The organism is Alkalihalobacterium sp. TH-98 (assembly GCF_057473385.1).
On sequence record NZ_JBYCKM010000007.1, the window covers coordinates 96,822 to 119,349 of the forward strand.

Annotated in this window: 21 protein-coding genes; 17 read left to right on the forward strand and 4 right to left on the reverse strand. The window is 36.2% G+C overall.

Going from position 1 to position 22,528, the window contains the following annotated elements; genetic code table 11:
- Positions 1–21: 21 nt before the first annotated feature.
- Together AC2VNP_RS03030 and AC2VNP_RS03035 are read right to left on the reverse strand one after the other, a co-directional pair.
- Entirely contained in the window at positions 22–867 is an 846-nt protein-coding gene (locus AC2VNP_RS03030; protein WP_486915936.1) for an ABC transporter permease, read from the reverse strand.
- The gene (locus AC2VNP_RS03035; protein ID WP_486915937.1) at positions 836–2,053 is read right to left on the reverse strand and encodes a quaternary amine ABC transporter ATP-binding protein; all 1,218 of its coding nucleotides are present in this window, start codon (positions 2,051–2,053) and stop codon (positions 836–838) included. The genes AC2VNP_RS03030 and AC2VNP_RS03035 overlap by 32 nt, the downstream gene beginning before the upstream one ends.
- Before the next feature lie 275 nt (positions 2,054–2,328).
- Here AC2VNP_RS03035 and AC2VNP_RS03040 point away from each other — a divergent pair, with 275 nt between their 5' ends.
- Both AC2VNP_RS03040 and AC2VNP_RS03045 read left to right on the forward strand, forming a co-directional pair.
- Positions 2,329–2,874 (forward strand): GbsR/MarR family transcriptional regulator, encoded by a 546-nt coding sequence (locus tag AC2VNP_RS03040; RefSeq protein ID WP_486915938.1) that lies wholly within the window; start codon positions 2,329–2,331, stop codon positions 2,872–2,874.
- Positions 2,875–3,037: 163 nt separating this feature from the next.
- On the forward strand, positions 3,038–5,062 hold the full coding sequence (locus AC2VNP_RS03045; RefSeq protein ID WP_486915939.1) for a penicillin-binding transpeptidase domain-containing protein: 2,025 nt from the start codon (positions 3,038–3,040) through the stop codon (positions 5,060–5,062).
- Between the two features lie 69 nt (positions 5,063–5,131).
- On the opposite strand, the gene AC2VNP_RS03050 is transcribed toward AC2VNP_RS03045, so the two are convergent.
- Positions 5,132–5,467 (reverse strand): hypothetical protein, encoded by a 336-nt coding sequence (locus AC2VNP_RS03050; RefSeq protein WP_486915940.1) that lies wholly within the window; start codon positions 5,465–5,467, stop codon positions 5,132–5,134.
- A 226-nt stretch (positions 5,468–5,693) separates the two neighbouring features.
- On the opposite strand from AC2VNP_RS03050, the gene AC2VNP_RS03055 reads away from it, so the two are divergent.
- The 9 genes from AC2VNP_RS03055 (at position 5,694) to AC2VNP_RS03095 (ending at position 15,160) form a co-directional block, all read left to right on the forward strand.
- Positions 5,694–5,867 carry a hypothetical protein gene (locus AC2VNP_RS03055; RefSeq protein WP_486915941.1) on the forward strand — a complete coding sequence of 58 codons (174 nt, stop codon included), beginning with the start codon at positions 5,694–5,696 and terminating at the stop codon, positions 5,865–5,867.
- Positions 5,868–5,931: 64 nt separating this feature from the next.
- Complete coding sequence (locus tag AC2VNP_RS03060) at positions 5,932–6,075, forward strand: hypothetical protein (protein WP_486915942.1); 144 nt, start codon at positions 5,932–5,934, stop codon at positions 6,073–6,075.
- 133 nt (positions 6,076–6,208) lie between these two features.
- Entirely contained in the window at positions 6,209–6,655 is a 447-nt protein-coding gene (locus tag AC2VNP_RS03065; protein ID WP_486915943.1) for a hypothetical protein, read from the forward strand.
- A 226-nt stretch (positions 6,656–6,881) separates the two neighbouring features.
- On the forward strand, positions 6,882–7,961 hold the full coding sequence (locus tag AC2VNP_RS03070; protein ID WP_486915944.1) for a branched-chain amino acid aminotransferase: 1,080 nt from the start codon (positions 6,882–6,884) through the stop codon (positions 7,959–7,961).
- Between the two features lie 187 nt (positions 7,962–8,148).
- Positions 8,149–10,866, forward strand: a complete 2,718-nt coding sequence (locus tag AC2VNP_RS03075) for an ATP-binding protein (protein ID WP_486915945.1) — start codon at positions 8,149–8,151, stop codon at positions 10,864–10,866.
- 8 nt (positions 10,867–10,874) lie between these two features.
- Positions 10,875–11,780: a CheR family methyltransferase gene (locus tag AC2VNP_RS03080; RefSeq protein WP_486915946.1), complete on the forward strand. Its 906-nt coding sequence runs from the start codon at positions 10,875–10,877 to the stop codon at positions 11,778–11,780.
- Between the two features lie 33 nt (positions 11,781–11,813).
- Positions 11,814–13,406, forward strand: coding sequence for a response regulator (locus AC2VNP_RS03085; RefSeq protein WP_486915947.1), 1,593 nt, complete (start codon positions 11,814–11,816; stop codon positions 13,404–13,406).
- A 146-nt stretch (positions 13,407–13,552) separates the two neighbouring features.
- Positions 13,553–14,506, forward strand: a complete 954-nt coding sequence (locus AC2VNP_RS03090) for a sugar kinase (protein WP_486915948.1) — start codon at positions 13,553–13,555, stop codon at positions 14,504–14,506.
- Positions 14,507–14,521: 15 nt separating this feature from the next.
- The gene (locus AC2VNP_RS03095) at positions 14,522–15,160 is read left to right on the forward strand and encodes a bifunctional 4-hydroxy-2-oxoglutarate aldolase/2-dehydro-3-deoxy-phosphogluconate aldolase (RefSeq protein ID WP_486915949.1); all 639 of its coding nucleotides are present in this window, start codon (positions 14,522–14,524) and stop codon (positions 15,158–15,160) included.
- A gap of 159 nt (positions 15,161–15,319) precedes the next feature.
- Here AC2VNP_RS03095 and AC2VNP_RS03100 read toward each other — a convergent pair whose 3' ends face one another.
- Complete coding sequence (locus tag AC2VNP_RS03100; RefSeq protein ID WP_486915950.1) at positions 15,320–16,846, reverse strand: gluconokinase; 1,527 nt, start codon at positions 16,844–16,846, stop codon at positions 15,320–15,322.
- Between the two features lie 282 nt (positions 16,847–17,128).
- On the opposite strand from AC2VNP_RS03100, the gene AC2VNP_RS03105 reads away from it, so the two are divergent.
- The 6 genes from AC2VNP_RS03105 (at position 17,129) to AC2VNP_RS03130 (ending at position 21,987) form a co-directional block, all read left to right on the forward strand.
- Entirely contained in the window at positions 17,129–18,190 is a 1,062-nt protein-coding gene (locus AC2VNP_RS03105) for a TRAP transporter substrate-binding protein (protein ID WP_486915951.1), read from the forward strand.
- A 205-nt stretch (positions 18,191–18,395) separates the two neighbouring features.
- Positions 18,396–18,962 carry a TRAP transporter small permease gene (locus AC2VNP_RS03110; protein WP_486915952.1) on the forward strand — a complete coding sequence of 189 codons (567 nt, stop codon included), beginning with the start codon at positions 18,396–18,398 and terminating at the stop codon, positions 18,960–18,962.
- A gap of 12 nt (positions 18,963–18,974) precedes the next feature.
- The gene (locus AC2VNP_RS03115; RefSeq protein ID WP_486915953.1) at positions 18,975–20,246 is read left to right on the forward strand and encodes a TRAP transporter large permease; all 1,272 of its coding nucleotides are present in this window, start codon (positions 18,975–18,977) and stop codon (positions 20,244–20,246) included.
- A gap of 26 nt (positions 20,247–20,272) precedes the next feature.
- Positions 20,273–20,539, forward strand: a complete 267-nt coding sequence (locus tag AC2VNP_RS03120) for an HPr family phosphocarrier protein (RefSeq protein ID WP_486915954.1) — start codon at positions 20,273–20,275, stop codon at positions 20,537–20,539.
- Between the two features lie 151 nt (positions 20,540–20,690).
- Entirely contained in the window at positions 20,691–21,587 is an 897-nt protein-coding gene (locus tag AC2VNP_RS03125; protein WP_486915955.1) for an AEC family transporter, read from the forward strand.
- Positions 21,588–21,705: 118 nt separating this feature from the next.
- The gene (locus AC2VNP_RS03130) at positions 21,706–21,987 is read left to right on the forward strand and encodes a hypothetical protein (RefSeq protein WP_486915956.1); all 282 of its coding nucleotides are present in this window, start codon (positions 21,706–21,708) and stop codon (positions 21,985–21,987) included.
- Positions 21,988–22,528 lie beyond the last annotated feature (541 nt).

Sequence of the window (22,528 nt, forward strand, 5' to 3'; positions counted from 1 at the left end):
TAAAAGAGTGACGAGCGTTAGCTAATGTGTTGTTCCTTTTTGCCTGTTAAAGCTTTGTGTTAAACGATCGAGAATAATCGCTAATATAACGATAGCAATCCCTGCTTCAAATCCACCGCCTGCATCATTTCTACCCACAGCATAGTACACTTTTGTACCAAGTCCCATCGCTCCAATCATCGAAGCAATAACGACCATTGATAGGGCAAGCATAATACTTTGGTTAACACCAGCCATGATGGTTGTCTTGGCCATCGGTAGTTGAACTTTAAAAAGTTTTTGTGCCGGAGTTGAACCGAAAGCATCAGCAGCTTCTACTAATTCAGTCGATACTTGTCGGATTCCTAAGTTCGTCAAGCGAACGGTAGGAGGCATAGCAAAAATAACAGATGCAACGACACCAGGTACCATTCCAATCCCAAAGAAAACAACAGCGGGAATTAAGTATACGAAAGCGGGCATCGTTTGCATAAAGTCTAAAATAGGCTTGAAAATACTATCAATTACTTTGTTTTTCGCCATCCAAATTCCAAGAGGAATTCCAAAGATGACAGAAATCATTGCACTCGTTAGCACGAGAGACAGTGTAAGTAACATATCTTGCCAGAACCCTAAATTATCGATTAAGAATAACCCTAGAAAGATAAAGATAGCTAAGCCCCATTTTCGTTTAGTGACAAAATAAGCAATCCCTGTTAATAGCAAAATGAATAACCAACTGGGAAGCAAACTAAGTAGAAATTCATTTATATCGACTAAAAAACGAATGACCCCTGTAATCGCTGAGAAAAACCACTCTGCATTTTTTAACCAATCTACAAAACTATCAATCCAATCAGCTAATGGAAGCTTCGGTAATAGATCCATTGAAATTCACCTCACTTCCTGATAAAGCTGCAAGAACTGCGCCTCTTACAATAATTCCTTTTAATTTATTGTCTTCGACTACAGCGATTGGTACTGGACTTGTAGATGCAATATCCATTAAGTCATGTAAGGCTGTCTCAGAAGTGACTTGAGGAACATTTTGTTGGACTATTCCTTCTAAGCTATTAGTATTTTCTTTTACAAGCTTAGAAACTTGATCCGCATGAACGATGCCAAGTAGTTCTTTATTACGTTTCGTAACAAAAATACTTGAAATTCCAGCTTCTTTCATACGTTGAAGGGCTACTCGTGGGCCGTCTTTTTCGATGTTTACTGCTTCGGGCCGCATCATAACGTGCTTAGCTGTAAAAACTTTAGAACGATCGACATCTTCAACAAATCGTTCTACATATTCATTTTCTGGGTTAGTTAAAATTTCTTCTGGCGTTCCAATTTGAATAATGGCACCGTCTTTCATAATCATAATGCGGTCACCGATTCGCAGTGCTTCATCGAGATCGTGAGTGATAAAGATAATCGTTTTTTTCATTTGTTCTTGTAAATCGAGGAGTTCATCCTGCATATCTTTACGAATAAGAGGATCTAGTGCTGAAAATGCCTCGTCCATTAACAAAACATCAGGATCATTCGCTAATGCACGAGCCAAACCAACACGTTGCTGCATCCCGCCGGAAAGTTCATTCGGGTATTTGTTTTCATATCCTTTTAGACCTACAAGCTCTAATGAAGTTTGAGATTTAGCTCTTCGTTCCTGCTTTGGAATGCCTTGTACCTCTAAGCCATATTCAACATTTTCTAATATCGTTCGGAAAGGAAAGAGGCCGAACTTTTGAAATACCATACTCATTTTACTTCGTCGTACTTCACGTAATTTTTTCTCATCCATTTTCGCTAAATCATCACCATCGATCCAAACACTTCCATCTGTCGGTTCAATGAGTCGGTTAAGTAAACGGACAAGTGTCGACTTACCACTACCGGAAAGACCCATAATTACAAAGATTTCACCGTGTTCAACTTCAAAGCTTGCTTTATTCACTCCTACTGTCATATTGGTTTCTTTTAATATCTCATCTTTTGATTTTTGTTGATTTAACATGTCTAAGGCTCGTTTAGGCTTTTTGCCGAATATCTTCGTAAGCTCTTCAACCTTAATTTTTGACATCTTATTTCACCTCTTTACGTTTACTTCAATCATTTCGAATAACGAACGAATGCTGACTTTATAACTATACTCCTCATTTTTTTCCAAATCAAACCTTATATTTCGTATATTTAGTTCAAAAAGTTTGTAAAGTTTAAACTGTACAAAGTATATTTTTAGAATGCACCATATTTCTAACAATTACGAACAAATACTACATAAAAGCATAACTTTTATGTTTTTCCGTTCTTTGTTAATATGTAAAGTGTGAATTGGTGATAGAAAAGGAGAAGGCTATGAGTCAACAGGAAGAGTGGAAAAAGTTAGAGCAGTATCGTACTCGGTTTATCCAAGAGATATCAAAGAATATGTATTTATATGGCATAACTCCTTCTGTAGGACGGTTATATGGAACAGTTTTTTTTGCTGATGAACCATTAACTTTAGATGAAATGAGTAAAGAACTTGGAATGAGTAAAACCAGCATGAGTACTGGTATTCGAAATTTGTTAGACTCTGATATGGTAGAACGAGTGTGGCAAAAAGGAGTAAGAAAAGATCTTTATCAAACAGAAGAGGATTGGTATAAATCATTTTCTTCATTATTTGTAAACCGTTGGCGTTCAGCTGTTGATGATAATCTAGAAGCTGGTACAGAGTTAAGCCATGCATTAGATGAACTGTATGCTGAAACTGAAGACAATAAGTTAAAAGAAGTTATAGAAATAGACCGAAATAAACTTGAAAAAGCAAGAAGTTATTATGAATGGCTCGGTCAAGTAATTGAACTATTTGAAAGTGGCAAGATTTACGATATTGTCCCTAAACCAAAAAAAGACTAAAAAATTGCTGGTTGTTACCTTTTGGTTCAATCAGCTTTTTTTGCGTATATTTTATCTGTTAAATCTTTTTGTTTAAAATTATTCCACCATAAATCCCCTAAATTATTGTAAAATTTGTTAATATAAACAATAGTACATATACAAGTAGTGAGAGGGGAAATCAATGAGTAAACAGATGAAGATAAGTGGTATTATTGCACTGTTTGTTACGTTGTTTTTACTAGTAGGTTGTTCAGAAGAACTGCCTACACCTGAAGATGCATTAAGTGAATTTGCAACGCATTGGGAAGAAGGGAACTACGATTTAATGTATGAACTTCTTTCATTACAGGCAAAAAACTTGATTTCTAAGGAAGAGTTTGTAGAAACGTATACTAAAATCTATAGTGAAATACAAGCAGAAAATATAGTGATAACAACACCTACCAGAGATCCGGAAGATGAAATAACAGATGATTTGACAGAAGCAATCCTTGAATATGAGCAGGAGCTCGATACAATTACAGGTAATCTTCATTTTTATTCTGCTGTTGACTTACAATTGGAAGAAACAGATGAGTTAAAGCAGTGGAAAGTCAATTGGACACCAGCGATGGTACTACCACCTCTTGAGCAGGGAGATCAAGTAAGGGTAAAAACTTTAACTCCAATACGCGGGGAAATCGTTGATCGGAATGGAGAATATTTAGCGAAGAATGGACAGGTTATTCAGATTGGGCTTGTACTAGATCGTATGGAAGGGCTAGAGGAATATACGATTAGCGAATTAAGTAAACAAATTGACGTGTCTGTGGAGGAGATTGAAGCAGCACTGGATCAATCGTGGGTAAGACCTGATACATTTGTCCCAGTTAAAACAGTTCCAAACGAACAAATGGAATTTGCTAAAGAGTTACGCGCCATCTCTGAAGGTGTAACATACCTACCCGTTCCTGCAAGGGAATATCCTCTGGGAGAAGCGGCAGCTCATTTAATCGGGTATATTACGCCGATAACAAAGGAACTTTTAGAAAAAAATGAAGATAAGGGATATAACTCAAATTCTTTAATTGGTCGGACTGGCCTTGAAAGTTTATATGAAGACGAACTAAGAGGTGAAAACGGCGCAGTCATTTCTATTTTAGATGAAGGCGGGAACGAGAAGGATATCTTAGCTAAAAAAGAGGCTGTTGATGGAAAGACGTTACAACTAACAATTGATGGTGAAGTACAAGTTTCAATATATGAGCAATATAAAAAAGATAATGATGCAGGAACTGGTGTGGCATTACATCCGACATCCGGAGAAGTTTTAGCGTTAGTAAATGCACCTGCATATAACCCTAATGAGTTTGTAATTGGAAGTGTATCTGAAACTAACTATAGTGAAGATGAACATAGACCTTTACTCAATCGTTTCACTCAAGCATACGCACCAGGGTCAACGGTAAAAGCAGTAACTGCTGCAATTGCTCTTGAGGATGGCTGGGACCCTAATGAAAAGCACAAGATTGACGGTTTAGGGTGGCGGAAGGACGATTCATGGGGGAATTATGAAGTAAGACGTGTAAAAGATCCAAATCACGATATTGACTTAACCGATGCCCTCGTGTATTCGGATAATATTTACTTTGCGCAAATGGCTATCGAGCTTGGTGAAGAAAATGTAGTTGATGGTTTACAATTATTTGGATTTGAAGAAAGTGTTCCTTTTAAATATCCATTAACGACATCTCAGATTGCTAATGACGGGATAAAAACAGAAGTTCAATTAGCAGATACCGCCTATGGTCAAGCTGAGATGTTAGTAAATCCTTTACACATGTCCTTAATGTATACCGCTTTTATAAATGGAGGAAACATTCCAAAACCGATACTTTTCAAGGATGAAGACCGGGAAATTTGGAAAGAAGGCGTTATAAGTAAGGACAACGCTAATCGTATTCTATCTGACCTGTCACAAGTGATCGAAAGTCCAAACGGTACGGCATCTAATGCGAAAATTGATGGTATACCGCTTGCAGGGAAAACGGGTACAACAGAATATAAATTAAGTCAAAATGAAGATGGTAAAGAGTTTGGCTGGTTTATTGCTATGAACACAAGCGAGCCTGAATTACTTGTACTAATGATGGTTGAAGATGTTGAAGGTGGAAGCGGGTACGTTGTCCCGAAAGTAAAAGATGTGTTTTCACAAACATTAAAATAGTTCTATTCACAGAAAGGATTTTCTCCTGTTGAGAAGTCCTTTTTGCTTATTTGAAAGGAAACATTTTTTTTATAATAATATAACCCTTAATAACGCTAATATGATGGCGGCAACACTAAGTCCAGTCCCAATTGTCCATTTGACAATCTTTAAGTGAATTTCCTTTGTTTTATTTTTCACTTCTGTTTCGGTTGTAAAATCTTTTTCAGTCAAAATTTTATCAACGGTTAATGCAACTTGTTCATTTGTCATGTACTTATTTTCCTTCATTTGTTCATCTATAATTACTTTTACATCATTTTTATCGGTTTTTTTTTCAACAACTCTTGATAATGCTTCCACTTCCTGTTTTAGTTGATCTATTTTTTCATTAAGTACTATCATTTCGTTCTGATTTCTTTCCATTATTATCCCTCCTCAGTCTTCGCTAATATATTCTATTTGCAAGAAGACTGTTTGGTATGGACAAAATACTCAGGAATTTTTAATTTTTCATGTATGATGTTTTGATTTTTGAGAAAAATAACTACGGGAACTGAGTGAGACGCAAAAGTAAAAAAGGAGATATCCTTTATTACTTTTACTTCGATCTCAACCTAATACTAAAAAAATTAAGAATGAGGTGTAGGTCATGGCTAACAACAACAACAACCGTAACAACAGAAACAACAACAACAATAACAACAACAACAACGAATTAAACATCGACAATGTAAACACTGAGTTTGCAAACGAGAACGATGCACAAGATTTCAACAACCGTAATAACAACAATAACAACAATAACAACAATAACAACAACTAACGTACAAGACATCGTTCATTTCAGGTACGTATTCAATATCACTTTCTAAAAGGAGACGTTCACTTTGGATCAGCAATGTTTTTATTGTAACGGTGAACTAGAAGAGACTAACTTCCATTACGCTTCTTTTATTCAAGATAGTGATCATGTTGAACATCCGCTTTGTAGTGAATGCTACAAGGAGTGGCTTGTAGGAATTAAAGGTTAACCGAGAGAGGCCTAACGCATAGGCCTCTTTTTTCTGTTTTCAACATAAAAAGAGTGCACTTGAAATAGTTTATTGTAAGGGATTACTAAGTTGATAAAAAATGGAGGGAATTAATTTGTAGCGAGGTGAAACCATGAAACGAATTCAATGTAGTGACCTTTCAATAAAATTAGATAAAGAGCAATTAGATCGGTTAATAAAAGGGGTATTAAGTGTTAATTATAGTATTTTTTGGGGTTTTGACTCAGGTAAGATGGTTTTAAACATTTATTCAGCTGAAGGAAATCATACACTGACAATGATAAAACATAAAACCTTTCTTGAGATCATTGAAGTTGATATAAAAACTGAAAAAATGCTTCAAACGATTGATAAATTAGTCCCACTAACAGTAGAAATTAATAGAAAGAAGCAAGAGGAGCGAAGCAAAAAAGAAGATGAAATTTACCGTCGTATTGATAAGTATTTACTAGAATTGAATGATTTATTAAAAAGTGGGGACGAAAAAACGGCAGAGCAGATAAAATTAAAGCTGGCCAATCTTAATAGTGAGTTATTAAAACTAAAACAAGATTCATAATAAATGTGATTACCGATTTAGGGCACTGTACACAGTGCCTTTTTTTGAGTGAATATTACAGAGTTTAAGATCGGTCCTTATGTAAAAGGTGAAATACATAATGGCAATTATAAAGAACAAAAGAAAGATAGGGGTGTCTAGAAACTTCTAATTGGTATATATTAGAATAATAGTCGGAATTGATATTTATTTACAACTATAAAAAAATTTAAAAGGAGTGGGGAGAATGAATAAACAACACAATCTTACCGTTACAAAAAACACGAATCGTAAACAGCGAGTGGCTGAAGAACAATTAGCTTTTGGTAAGGAATTTACAGACCATATGTTTGTTATGGACTATTCAACAGAAAAAGGTTGGCATCATCCTCGCATTACTCCATATGAACCAATCACTTTAGACCCGGCGGCAATGATTTTTCATTATGGACAAACTGTTTTTGAGGGATTAAAAGCCTATCGCACAGAAAATGATCGTATATTATTATTTAGGCCTGAAAAGAACTTTCAACGTATGAACCGATCAAGTGCAAGATTGAGCATCCCTCTATTAGATGAAAAACTTGTTATAACTTACTTAGAAGAATTGCTTCGTATTGAAAAGGAGTGGGTACCAAAAACAGCGGGATACTCTCTATATATACGGCCATTTATTATTGCAACTGAACCAAATCTCTCTTTAGCCCCATCAAATACATATCAATTTTATATTATTTTATCTCCAGTCGGTTCTTATTATCGTGAAGGTATACACCCTGTAAAAATTTTCGTAGAAGAAGAGTTTACAAGAGCTGTTCGTGGGGGGACAGGAACGGCAAAAACCGCTGGCAATTATTCAGCAGCTTACATTGCTCAACAAAGAGCGACTGATAAAGGGTATTCTCAAGTATTATGGCTTGATGGAGTAGAGAAAAAGTATATAGAAGAAGTAGGAAGTATGAATGTGTTCTTTAAAATAGGAGAAGAAGTAGTCACTCCGGTCTTAAATGGAAGCATTTTAGAGGGGATTACGAGACTGTCAATTATTGAACTTTTAAAAGATTGGAACATTCCTGTTGTTGAGAGGAGAGTTTCAATCGAAGAAATTTTTCAAGCTCATAAAGAAGGATTAGTAGAAGAAGTTTTTGGCACAGGGACAGCTGCTGTCGTTTCGCCAGTGGGCGAGCTTACATGGAATGATGAACAAATAATTATAAATGATGGGCATACAGGGAAACTTGCTAAAAAACTTTACGAGACTTTGACGGCTATTCAAACAGGGAAACAGCAAGATCCATATAGTTGGACGTTGGAAGTAAAAGAATAATAAATGTTGGGGCTGACTCTATAAAGTCAGCTCTTTTTTTAAAAGTCATAAAAAACATAAGAAATGACAAAATGTTAGAATTGTTTGTAATTTTTGTAGAATCAGAGTTGCCGATATAGTAAAATAACCATAATAATAGTGGAAATTTTGAAATGAATTTTATTAATTTTGAAAGGTATTGGAAAAGATGAAACTTAAAACAAAACTTTATTTTGGATTTGGCGCCATTCTCTTCATTATTGTTATACTCAGTGCCAATGTATACTACACGATGAATCAGCAGAAGGATAATATGAATTCCATCGTTTATGAAAACTATGAACGTGTTAAACTCATCGAATTGCTTCGAAATGAGATTAATACGACAGCAAGAGAAATTAGGGAGCTTCTATTGATGAGTGACGACATCGTGATTGAAGAACATATTAGTATTATCCAAAAGTCAAGGAGCGATACAACAGAATTATTTGCTCAATTGGATGTAATGCCCTATTCGAATGCAGAAAGTAAGCAAATCGTTTCAACATTACATGATTTAAGTAACGCCTATTTTGCAGTTGTTGGTCGGGCGATTGAACATACTTTAGAAGGAAATAATCAACTAGGGATAAGGGAATTAATTGATGATAATCGTGATATGAGAAACCAAATCGTTACAGGGTTTGATCGTCTTAATGAAATAGAAGAAAAGGCAATGAATACAGCATTAGCAAGTATTGAGAGTGATTTTCGGAATACGGTGATTTTTTTATTTTCACTCTTTATAGTTGCCGCAATTATTGTTATTGGAATTACAATTTCTGTCGTTCGTAGTATTACAAAGAGCATCTATCAAGTTCGAGATGTAATAACGAGCGTCCCAGGACATGTAAATGAAGATTTACCACGTATTGAGGTTATATCTAAGGATGAAATAGGTGATATTGCAAAAGCGTACAATGAAATGGCCCATGCTCTAGAGGATTATTCTAAGCAAGAAAAAGATTTAAAGAAGTACCTTGAAAATGAGAATTGGATTAAAACAAAGTACGCAGAGATTATGACTAAATTCCAGGGCTTGCAGAATATTGAACGGTTTGGTGAAATGTTCATTTCAAAAGTGGCATCTTCCGTTGAGGCTACGTATGGTACAGTTTATTTAAAAGAAGAAGGCGAACTAAAACAAATTGCAGGATATGCATTAAGCGAAAATAGAAAAGTTGGAGAAGGAACATTTAAAATTGGAGAAGGACTAGTAGGACAATGCGCACTAGATAATAAGATCTTAAAGATTGATAAACTCCCAGTAGATTATATATCGGTCAAATCAGGTTTAGGAGAGTCGGCTCCAACTTCTTTAGTACTTCTTCCAATAGAAATAGAAGATGAAGTTCTAGGGGTTTTAGAATTAGCTAAATTTGAAAGGTTCACTTCTTTACAATTAAAACTATTAAAGCAAGTTAGTGAATCATCCGGGGCAATTATAAATCGAATAATAAATCATATGCAAATTGAAAAACTATTGACCGAGTCACAAACACTAACTGAAGAGCTGCAAACTCAATCAGAAGAGCTTCAGCAGCAACAAGAAGAACTTAGACTTACAAATGAACAGTTACATGAGCAATATAAAACTTCAGATGAAAAAACAAAAGAGTTGGAAAAAATCAAAAAGGACTTGGAAGAGAAAAATCGTGGCATAGAATTAAGCTCGAAATATAAATCAGAATTTTTGGCTAATATGTCTCATGAACTTCGAACCCCTCTTAACAGTATGTTAATTTTGTCGCAAATTCTCTCTGAAAATGGAGAAGGGAACTTAACAGAAAAACAAATTGAGTATGCTTTAACGATCCATTCTTCAGGAAGTGATCTTCTTGATCTAATCAACGATATACTTGATCTATCAAAAATCGAATCAGGGAAGATAGATATCTATCCTGAACAAGTGCTTTTAAATGATGTGAAAAGCTTTGTTGAGCGGCAATTTAATCCTGTTGCACGTCAAAAAGGCTTGAATTTTAAAATTACCCTTGCAGAGGATGCACCAAAGATAATATTTACGGATGATCAACGCTTAAAACAAATCTTAAAAAATTTATTGTCCAATGCATTTAAATTCACACAAAAAGGATCAGTTGAACTTCGATTAAGTAAAGGAAGAGAAGACGTTAGGTCAAAAATTGTCTTTTCAGTCGTTGATACTGGAATTGGTATCCCGAGAAGTAAGCAACAAGATATTTTTGAAGCGTTTTTCCAAGGGGACGGAACAACGAGCAGAAAATATGGCGGGACAGGTCTTGGTTTGTCAATCACTCGTGAATTATCACAACTATTAGGTGGTTATGTAACGATTGAAAGTGTTGAAGGAAAAGGAAGTACTTTTAGTCTTCACATACCAGATTATTACGAGCTTTCAGAGATCCAACAATCGGTAATGGAAGAAGTTGCTGCAACCAAGGAAAATAATGTACTAATTGTAGAGTCTAATCACCATACAGAACTAGAAAAGATTGAGACACCTGTTGTAAATGAAGAGCAAAAGGAAGCCTTTGAAGATCGAGTGGTACTCGTTGTCGATGATGATATGCGGAATGTATTTGCATTAACAACAGCTCTTGAAATGCAGAATATGAAAGTGTTGTTTGCTGAAAACGGGAGAGAGGCTCTTGAAATTTTAAATAGTGACAGGTCAATTGACATTGTACTTATGGATATAATGATGCCAGAAATGGATGGATATGAAGCAATGAAGCGGATCCGCGAAGTGGATGAATTTCAGGAACTTCCAATCATCGCATTAACGGCAAAAGCGATGAAAAGCGATAAAGAAAAATGTATTTTAGCTGGTGCTTCAGACTATATAAGTAAGCCGGTAAATATGGAACAGCTGCTTTCCCTAATCAAAGTATGGATATATAAGTGAGGAAATGAATGACAATGGCATTTACTTCAGAAGACGCAGATTTAGATGTGGAAAGAATAGAGATTGAACTATTGCTAGAAGGTATATATCGTCATTATGGATTTGATTTTAGAAATTATGCATACTCTTCCGTAAAACGAAGAGTATGGCACCGGGTTCGTGCTGAGCAACTTAACACTATTTCCGAATTACAATCGAAAGTGCTGCATGACCCAGTCGTCTTAAAATGTTTTCTAAACGACTTATCTATAAATGTGACAGAGATGTTTCGTGATCCAAGCTTTTTTAAATCTTTCCGAGAAAAAGTAATTCCATCTTTACGTGACTTACCGTTCATTCGTATATGGCATGCAGGATGTTCATCGGGGGAAGAAGCATATTCAATGGCCATCTTGTTACTTGAAGAAGGGCTATATGATAAAACAAAAATTTATGCTACTGATATGAACGAAGATATTTTAGAAAAGGCGAGAGAAGCAAGAATACCGTTGAGTTATATGCAAGTGTATACGAAAAACTATCAGCAAGCTGGAGGGCTCAAGGAATTCTCAGAATATTATACAGCCCACCATGATTATGTCCTCTTGCAGCCAATGCTCAAGAAAAATATCGTATTTGCCCACCATAACTTAGTCACTGATCATTCCTTTAATGAATTTCATGTGATCATCTGTCGTAACGTGTTAATCTATTTTAATACTTCATTGAAAAATAGAGTTTATGATCTTTTTTTTCATAGTTTAAGTGATGGTGGTTTTTTAGGTTTAGGCAATAAAGAGACACTAACTAGTGGTGACACCTCACACTTCTATCAAGAAGTTGATAGGGATGAGAAGATATATATTAAAGGCACGCCTAAAAACGCTACCGCTGGCCTCAACCAAAATTCTAGACATGATTACCGAAAAACATAAAACTACTTTAAAGGAAATTGAGGGATAAAAGATATGGTGAATGGGGAGAAAGTAGATATATTGTTAGTAGATGATCGACCTGAAAACCTTATTGCACTTGAAGCCGTTCTTGCGTCACCGTACTATAATCTTATTAAAGCTGATTGCGGGGAAGAAGCTTTAAAATATGTCCTACAGTATGATTTTGCTGTTATTTTGTTAGATGTACAAATGCCAGGGATGAATGGATTTGAGACTGCTGAATTAATAAAACAACGAAAAACTTCGATGCATATCCCAATTATTTTTATTACTGCCTTAAGCAAAGCGTCTGAACACGTTTCTAAAGGTTACTCAACGGGTGCAGTGGATTATATCTTTAAACCATTTAATCCGACTTTGTTACGAAGTAAGGTAGAGGCGTTTGTCGAAATATATAGAAATAGAAAAGAGATTGAAGTACAACGAAATGAATTAGAAAGGCAGACCGCCGACCTAAAGCAAAAGTATATGAACTTAGAAGTGATTATCGCTGATAAAACTAAAGAGTTACTTTTAGCAAATGAAGAATTACAAGTTTCTCAAGAAAGTTTCAGGAAAATCTTTCATTGCAGCCCAAACTTGATGGCAATCCGGTCCCTATATGATAAAAAGTACTTGCAAGTAAATAAAATATGGTCTGAGGTCACCGGTTATGAATTAGAAGAACTAGAAGGTGTACTTGATAACTTATTACATTTTAAACCTGATGCTACACAGGAGTTTACTAATGGTACACACTCTTTAGATTTACATGATGGGTTATACAATGAACAAGTAACATACGTAACGAAGAACGGCGAAACAAGAGATGGTCTACTTTCTACCGAACAAGTCTATATCAACGGTCATCCCTGTATTATAAGTGTCATAACTGACATTACAGAGTCGGTCAAAATGCAAAAAGAAATTACTCGTTTAGATCGATTGAATTTAGTTGGTGAAATGGCAGCTGGGATTGCTCATGAAATACGTAATCCGATGACGACAGTACTTGGCTTTTTACAACTTTCGAAAAAACAACAAGAATATCCTACCCCAATCGAGTATATTGACTTGATGATAGGTGAATTAGAAAGGGCTAATGGAATTATCACCGAATTTCTTGCATTAGCAAAAGATAAAGCAACAGATCCTCGTCTTGAAAATTTAAATGACATTATTTATGCTTTACACCCATTATTGCAGGCTGAAGGGATGTTAGGAAATAAACATGTCAACTTAGATTTAGAAGACTGCCCGCTATTATTCATTGACGAAAAAGAAATCAGGCAACTCATATTAAATATCGCTCTAAATGGGCTAGAGGCGATGCCTTTAGGTGGACAACTTACGATCCGAACTTATGTTGAAAGTGACAAAGCGATATTAAAAATTATCGATGATGGCCCAGGTATTGAACCAGACGTACTAAAAAATATTGGTACACCTTTTTTTACTACAAAAGATAAAGGGACAGGTTTAGGTTTAGCGATATGTTACAGTATCGCGGCAAGGAATCGTGCTAATATTGAAATTGATACGAGTGAACAGGGGACAACGTTTATCATAACTTTTCAACAAAGCATGCGGTTATGTAAAGACCCGGAGAATAGCACAAAAATATAGTTTTATAAAACATAATCCGTGGGGTTATGTTTTTTTGTTTTTTAGTAAAAAAGAAACATTCATAGATAGGTTAAAGAACGTTAAAACTATAAAGGAAAGATCAACTTGAAATGGTATAACATAAAAAAAGGATTGGAGTTCAGAGTATGGATGTAGTAACAATTGGTGAAACAATGGCACTTTTTACACCAGAAACTTCAGGATTGATGAGATATGCTCATACTTACTCTCGTAAGTTTGGTGGATCTGAATCAAATGTAGCTATTGGGTTAACCCGGTTAGGGCATCGTTCGGGGTGGATTAGCCGAGTAGGGGACGATGAATTAGGAAAAGCAATGGTCTCATTTATTCGAGGTGAAGGTGTTGATGTTAGTGAAGTTCAAGTCGAAAGAAGTGCACAGACAGGAATTTATTTTAAGGAATTACGGCGCGAAGACGATGTCAGGGTACTTTACTATCGTAAAAACTCTGCCGCGAGTAGAATGTCTAAGAATGATTTGAACGAAGAATATATTGCTCAAGCAAAATATCTTCATATTACTGGAATTACACCAGCTTTGAGTGATAGTTGTTATGAAATGTTAAAAGAGGCTGTTCATCTAGCAAAGAAAAACGGAGTAACCGTTGTTTTTGATCCGAATTTGAGAAAAACATTATGGAATGAAGAAAAAGCGAGACAGGTTCTACTTGAGTTCGTAAAGGAAAGTGATATTGTTCTCCCTGGGATCGCTGAAGGGAAATTTTTATATGGAGTAGACAATCCGCAACATTTAGGAGAACACTTCTTGGAAGATGGTCCAACAACCTGTGTTTTAAAGTTGGGACCAAGAGGTGCTCAATACTTTACAAGAGAAAAGAAAGAATTTGTTCCGAGTTTTACAGTAAAGAAGGTTATTGACCCAGTTGGCTCAGGAGATGGTTTTTGTAGTGGATTTTTATCAGGACTGTTAGATGGACTTTCTTTATATGATGCTGTAAGACGAGGTAACGGTGTAGGTGCTATGGTCGCAATGGTAAACGGTGATGTGGAAGGTTTACCTGATAAACGTGACTTAGAGTTATTCATAAATGAGACAGACAAAGATGATGTCAATCGATAATGGAGGTTATCACTTATGGGTTACCTAGATAGGATAAAAGAAAATGGGGTTGTGGCAATTATTCGTGGTGCTGACCCTAAAAATATTTTACATATTGCTAAAGCTCTTCAAGAAGGTGGAATACAAACATTAGAAATAACAGTTGAGACCCCAAAGGTTATGACTTTAATTGAGTCGGTTCGTACGGAATACCCAGATTTAATTGTTGGTGCCGGTACAGTTCTTGATCCGGAGACAGCTCGAGCAGCAATTCTCGCTGGCTCTCAATTTATATTTTCTCCAACTGTAAACGAAGCAACGATTCGTTTAACGAAAAGATATGGTGTTATTAGCATCCCTGGAGCATTAACTCCAACGGAAATTCTAACAGCGTATGAACATGGTGCGGACGTAATTAAAGTTTTTCCCGCCAACATATACGGTCCGGGATATCTAAAGGATGTACATGGACCTCTGCCGCACATTCCGTTGATGCCTACAGGCGGGATCGATTTACATAATGTTGCGGACTATATTCAAAAGGGTGCCGTGGCTGTAGGTCTAGGTAGCGCACTTGTAAACACAAAAAAAGAAATGACTGACGAATTTTTCGAAGAATTAACGCAAAACTCCAAATCATTTGTAGAGGCCGTTAGGAAAGCGCGAGAAGTGTAAAGGTGAGGAAAAGTAAGAGAATATTGAATAAACCACTAGGAATGATATTCCTAGTGGTTTTAAATTTTCCAAACTGCCAGCCCTAATTTCAGCCGATAGAATAGAAACGGAAAGTTATTGTTAGGTGCTCGTTATTATTGATAAGTTACAAGTATGCCTCTAATGACGTCTTTGAAAATCACTTATCGTTTTGTAATGAGGTTGAAGTGAAATATAAAGATTTTTAAATGTGTGATAGAGGGTTTGATAAACTTTATGATTTTCTTCGCTCGGTAAATAAGATGTTTCCATTGGAATAAACTGTTTTATATCTTTCAGAGATTTTTCTTCTCCTACTCCCACGAGTCCCATCCAAGCAGCACCCCAGGCAGAACTTTGATGACTTTTAGGAACTTGAACTTCTTGTCCAAAAACATCTGCTAAAATTTGAAGCCAGAGTGGAGATCGTGCAAACCCACCGCTTGCGAAGATATTTTTTGTAGGGCCAGCAAGTCTTTCAAGTGCTTCACTTACTGATAGTAAACTAAAGGTGACTCCTTCCATTCCTGCACGAATAAGGTGTTCCTTTTTATGAGCTAATGTTAATCCGATAAAGCTCCCTCTAGCATTTGCATCCCAATACGGGGCACGCTCTCCATTTAAATAAGGTAAGAACAGTAATCCGTTAGCCCCAGGGTTGACTGTCTTAGCAAGTTGAACAAGTTGTTCATAAGCACTTTTTCCATCTTTTTGCGCTAGGTAAACTTGATGCTCACCAACAATCTCCTTTAACCACTGGAGGACAATCCCTCCATTATTTGTAGGCCCGCCCATGATCCAAGAGTCTCTCGTTAAACCATAACAGAAGATCTCTTGTAACTCATCGGTTTGGGGTTTACTTGCCATTTGCCGGATAGCTCCGCTTGTACCAACTGTAATGGCAACATCCCCTGAATTAATTGCCCCTATCCCGAGGTTTGCAAGAGGTCCATCGCTTGCCCCAATGACAAACTTAGTATCCAAGCTTAATCCAGTTTCCTCTACGACTTTACTTGATAGCCCTTCTAATACATGAGTTGGGGGAACAGGTGTTGAAAGCTGTTCTTTTTGAATACCCGTCATTGCTAAGGCTTGTTCATCCCATTCGAATGTATGTACATTAAACATTCCTGTTGCAGAAGCAATTGAATAGTCGACAATATATTGATTAAACCATTTCTTGATTAAGTACTCTTTTATTGAAATAAACTTATTCGCCTCTAGGTAAGGGGGGAAATTGGTTTCTTTCATCCAGATTAATTTTATTAATGGTGACATTGGGTGAATCGGTGTTCCTGTTTTCATATAAATATCAAGCCCACTTGTTGACTTGATTGTTTCTGCTTGGTGAACACTTCTTCCATCGGCCCATGTAATGGAAGGTGAAATGGCGTTTCCTTGATCGTCCATGCAAATAAGAGAGTGCATCGCTGAAGAAATTCCTACAACGATAATTTGATCAGTAGAAGTTACTCCTGCTTCAACAATGGTTTTAAGCGCTTTTTTTGCAGCTTTTTCTATCTCGTCAGGATCTTGCTCAACCCATGATGGTTGAGGGTGATAGACATTATAGGTTTCTTCACTTTCTGCTTTCACTTTCCCATTTCTCGTAAAAAGAACAGCTTTCGCACTTGTTGTGCCAATATCTAGTCCAATAACATAATCCACGATACGTTCTTCCTTTCAGTTAAAAAGCTCAACCCCTATATAAGAGAAGTACTTATCTCCCTTAATATTAGCAATTTCAATCATTGTATCCGGATTGAAAGGAAATACCAAATTTCTATAATTTCTTTAGTAGAAATGCATAATATTCCTTTCCTAAATCAAAATAAGAAAAGTGAATTTGCGAACTTATAAGTTCAAAAACTCAAAAGCAAAAGGTTAGTATTTACTGCCGCTGGATGAAATCTAAAGTTCATCATAAAGAAAAAACAGGAGGTATTACGGGTGAATTACTTCAAAACAATTTTTACAACGCTTTTTATTTTCACATTGTTTTTTGTAGCTGCTGCTTGTGGGACAGCGCCAGCTGAGCCAGATGCAGGAGAAGGGACAGCAGGTGAAGAAGCACCTGGTGTACAACGAACAATCCGTGCTGGTATTGGTTTAAATGATCAGCATCCTCAGTACTTAGGTTTACTCAAGTTTAAAGAGTTGGTTGAGGAAAGAACTGATGGATCGATTGTCGTTGAAACGTATCACAGTGGTCAATTAGGGGATGACCGGTCGATGATGGAAGCACTGCAACTTGGTACTCAAGAAGTGACTGTTCCATCTACTGCACCAATTGCAGGTTTTGTTCAAGAGTTTACTGTATTTGACTTCCCATTCTTATTTCCTAGTAATGAAGTGGCCGATGAAGTATTAGATGGTGAAGTAGGTCAAATGATGTTAGATAAGTTAGAAGATCAAAATTTAGTCGGGCTTGCTTATTGGGAAAATGGTTTCCGTGATTTAACAAATGCACGTCGGGCAGTGGCATCAATGGAAGATATGCAAGGGTTATCCATTCGTACGATGGAAAATGAACTTCACCTTGAAGCGTTTCGTGCTTTAGGTGCAAACCCGACACCAATGGCTTTCACTGAGTTATTTACCGCATTGCAACAAGGTGCTGTAGATGGTCAAGAAAACCCTGTAGCAACTATATATTTACAAGGATTTCATGAAGTTCAAGACCACATTTCTAACACGCATCATATTTATAGCCCGTTTGTTTTCTTAATGTCAAAGACATTCTATGACTCACTGACAGAAGAAGAACAAGAAATTGTAAGCGAGGCAGCTAGAGAAGCTGGTCAACATCAACGTCAATTAAATCGTGAAGCAAATGCCCAATATTTAGATGATTTACAAGAAGCTGGTATGACTTACACAGAAATTGATGCAGAAGCGCGCCAAGAAATGATTGATACTGTTCAGCCTATATTAGATAAATATGCTGAACGCATCGGTCAAGATATTGTTGATCAAGTATACGAAGCAATACGGGAAGCACAAGAAGATTAGTCCATCCGAAGTAAAGGGACTTGAATAAGAAGCTTTTTCAAGTCCCTTAATTCTCTTCATTCAATGAAGAAACATAAAAGTATATATCTTAGCACCATAAAACTATTTTACATAGCTAATGATCTCCCAATAAGGTATATAGTTTTGAGGATCTTCAATAATAAAAAGTAACTAATAATGAAACATAAAAAGTGAGGGGTGCTTAGTGTTTGTAGTAAGGTGGCTAAATGAGCATATCGAGGAAGTGTTCCTCGTTATTTTTTCTATGATTATGGTTGTAGTTATTGCAATGCAAGTTTTTATGAGATATGTCATGGAAGCTTCCCTTGCTTGGTCTGAAGAATTGGCGCGTTATTGCTTTATTTGGTTAGTTTATCTTGGAATTAGCTATGGAGTAAAGAAACAACGTCACATTAAAGTCGATGTCATGCTCTTATTACTCAAGGATAAAGGGAAGATCATTTTAAATATCATTGCGAACTTATTATTTTTAGGATTTGCGATTTTCGTCGTTTATTATGGGTATGATATTGCTTCAAGGTTGTTAGCCTGGGGGCAGCGGTCACCAGCTCTTCAGCTACCGATGGGACTCGTATATATGGCAACGCCAATTGGTATGGGTTTAACGATTATACGGTTAATCCAACAACTGATAAAACAGGTGAAGTCGTTACTAGGGAAAGAAGAATTTGATGTAAAGACAGAACAAGAGAGACTGCTTGATATACAAGATATAGAAGAAGATGTTGAAAGAGGTAAGAATAAATTATAAAGGGGTATTGATATGGCAGCAGGTGTACTATTTGGAAGCTTTGCCCTTTTCCTGCTTTTAAGCGTTCCTATTGGGATAGCACTAGGTTTAGCAACATTAGTAACAATTGTATATACCGGCTCTTTACCTGTTGAGTTTCTTGCTCAAGGTCTAGTGACTTCTGTTGATTCGTTTCCTTTAATGGCAGTACCTTTTTTCATATTAGCTGGTGAAATTATGGGTAAAGGTGGAGTTTCTGACCGCTTATTCCGAGTAGCGAATACGATTGTAGGAAACAAAACAGGCGGGTTTGCAATTGCGACTATAATTACGTGTATGTTTTTTGCCGCTATATCTGGGTCAGGACCTGCAACAGTTGCAGCAATTGGTGGCATAATGATACCGGCTATGGTTCGTCAAGGTTATGATAAACGATTTTCAACAGCAGTTGTCGCTGCAGCTGGTTCATTAGGTGTTATCATACCGCCGAGTATTCCTATGGTAATTTACGGGGTTGTCGGTGGTGTTTCCATTGGTAATTTATTTATTGCAGGGATTGTTCCTGGTTTACTTGTAGGTTTTGCCCTCATGGGCTATGCCTACTTTTATTCGAGAAAGAAAGGTTATCGTGGAACAGAAGGTAAATTTTCATTTATGACGTTTTTAAAGGCAAGTTGGGAAGCGAAGTGGGCATTACTCGTTCCGATTATTATCCTTGGTGGTATTTATGGTGGTATATTTACACCGACAGAGGCTGCAGTTATTGCAGTTGTTTATGGTTTAATTGCAGGAATGTTATTGTATCGTGAATTAAAAATTAAAGAGATGCCCAAAGTATTTATTGATGCTGCACTTACAACAGCTACAATTTTAATAATTGTCGGGACGGCAACAGCTTTCGGACGATTATTAACAGTGCAACAAATTCCAAACCAAGTGGCTCAAGCCATGTTGAATTTTTCAGAAAATCCGATTGTTATTATCTTATTAATTACACTCTTGTTATTAATTGTCGGATGTTTTATGGATACGTTGGCAGCGATAATTATTTTAACACCAATCCTTCTGCCGATTGCAATAAATATTGGCTATGATCCGATCCACTTTGGAATTTTAATGATCGTTAATCTAGCCATTGGTTTTATCACACCACCATTAGGTGTAAACCTTTTTGTTGGTTCAGGGATATCAGGTTTATCGATCGAAGCCATTTCTCGAGCGATTATTCCGTTTTTCCTAGTGATGCTTTTTGCCCTTTTCATCATAATTTTCATTCCACAACTATCATTAATGTTCTTGAATTAAGATAAGAGAATTGGGGTGAACGAAATATGAGCGATATCAGTTTTAAAGAGATTACGATTAACTTAAGTGAGGATCGAACGATCATTGAATTAAGTAAAATAATTCAACCCTTTCAATCTGAAATTTATTTGCGTAAGTTGTTACGTGGTAATCCTATTGAAGTCAATTTAAAAAGTTTTTTAGGGTTAATTACAATGAACCTGCAAAACGGGGATACCATTACTGTTAAAGCTGTAGGTAAGGATAGTGAAGAAGCTGTACAAGCTGTTGTAAATTATTTAACACAAGCTTAGTTTACAGTGGAAAAGAGGCGGATGAAGAAAGCCGCCTCTTTTTTAAAGAATAGAAGTATCCAATAAGTACTGAACATTATTCTTCTCTTTTTCAATGAGTGGTGTTTGTCTATTCTAGGGGGGAATAGTTGTTCTGATTGGGGGGAGTAGGGTGACTATATTTTTTGAAGTAGTTTTACCTGTTCTTCTAGTTTTCCTCATTGGCTTTCTCGTACAGAAATGGCGGAAAATTAAAATTCCAGCAGTTTCAGAAGTCGCTATTTATATTATGACACCTTGTTTAGTTTTTCGTACCTTTTATACGGCTCAGTTAGATATGCAGTATTTTTATATGGTCATTTTTTCTGTTTTGCTTTTAGTTGCCTTAATTCTTATTAATAAAGTGTATTCATTTTTAATGAAATATCCTCAGTCAACAGAAGGAGGACTAATCCTTTCTACCGCTTTTATGAATTCAGGCAATTATGGGGCGCCAATTATTTTATTTGCTTACGGTGAAGCAGGCTTCGATTATTCGGTTACTTTCTTAGTACTGCAAGCGATCGTTATGAACTTCTTTGGGGTTTATTATGCAGCCAGAGGAAATGAAGGGATAAAAATTGCAATGAAGGCTGTTTTTTTAATGCCGGCTACATATGCAGTTATTATTGCCTTACTAGCTAAAACATTAGATGTGTCTGTTCCTGATAACTTAATGGCAACCGTTCATATTATTGCTGAAGCAACTGTCCCTACCGTAATGATCATCTTAGGAATGCAACTAGCCTTGATTGAGTTAGGTAATTTTGAATGGGGAAAAATTACATACGGAACCGTGGTCCGGTTAATACTGTCCCCTTTAATTGCGTATGGGATTACATTAATTCTGCCAATTGACCCTCTCCTAACAAAGGTTCTTATCGTTTCTGCAGCTATGCCATCTGCAGCGACGATCGTAATGTATGCTGTTCAATTTGATTCTGAGCCTAAGCTCGTTTCTAGTATAACGTTAGTAACAACATTAGTGAGTATCTTAACCATTACGTTGTTATTAGGCTTATTACAGTAGTACTTTGTAAGGGAGTTTATAGAAAGATGGTTACTTTACAATTGAAATTAAGTTGTTATTTTAGTGTCTGGCAATTAACAGTCTTCTATTAAATGAAAACATGTTTGGAGGAACTATAATGGATATTTATTTTTCACCTGAATTAAGTAAAGAAGATGCACAAGTATTGAATATTGTTGATCGAGAAGAAAAAGCAGTAGGTTATTTGGCTTATATAATTGATGAAAAAAAAGTATATGTGTATGGTCAGTTAGAGAATGAAGGTGTTTATGAAGACTTTAAGGACCTAGTAAAGCCATACCTTAAAGGTTTACAAAAAATAAAGGAAGGTGCAGAAGTGTATTCCTATCTATCTGTTGGGGGGAAGAAAGTAGAACTTGAAGATGAAGAGAAGAAATAAAACACAGAAGGTACCTCTGGGTTATTATCCCTATCAGTGTATAGAAACTAGCTGAAAGGATGGTTTGGGGTGTATTCACTCCTTCTTTACATTTTGTATTTTAATGTCTATGTCCAAATCCTTTCTACTATGTTAACGAAGTTACCACTATTTTTAACTAAAAAGGTATTGCTATTAATTAATAAATTTGTTATATTAATATTTGTCGCTTCAACAAGACAACTAATGCAACAAATGAAATAGATTACAAAAAATAGTTGTTGATTAAATGTTGCTATCGTGATAAGATATAATTCTTGTCGCTGACAACGACAAAAAAAGTTCTTTGAAAACTGAACAAAAAGCCAAGCGAAATAAATGAGATGCATGATATCTCGTCAATGTTTTAAAAACGTCACAGTGATGAAGGATCTTCGATTAAGAACGCGACGACAATCGCAACATTGAAGCCACCACATCCTGTGGAAGTGAGCTATATCAAACACTTTTATGGAGAGTTTGATCCTGGCTCAGGACGAACGCTGGCGGCGTGCCTAATACA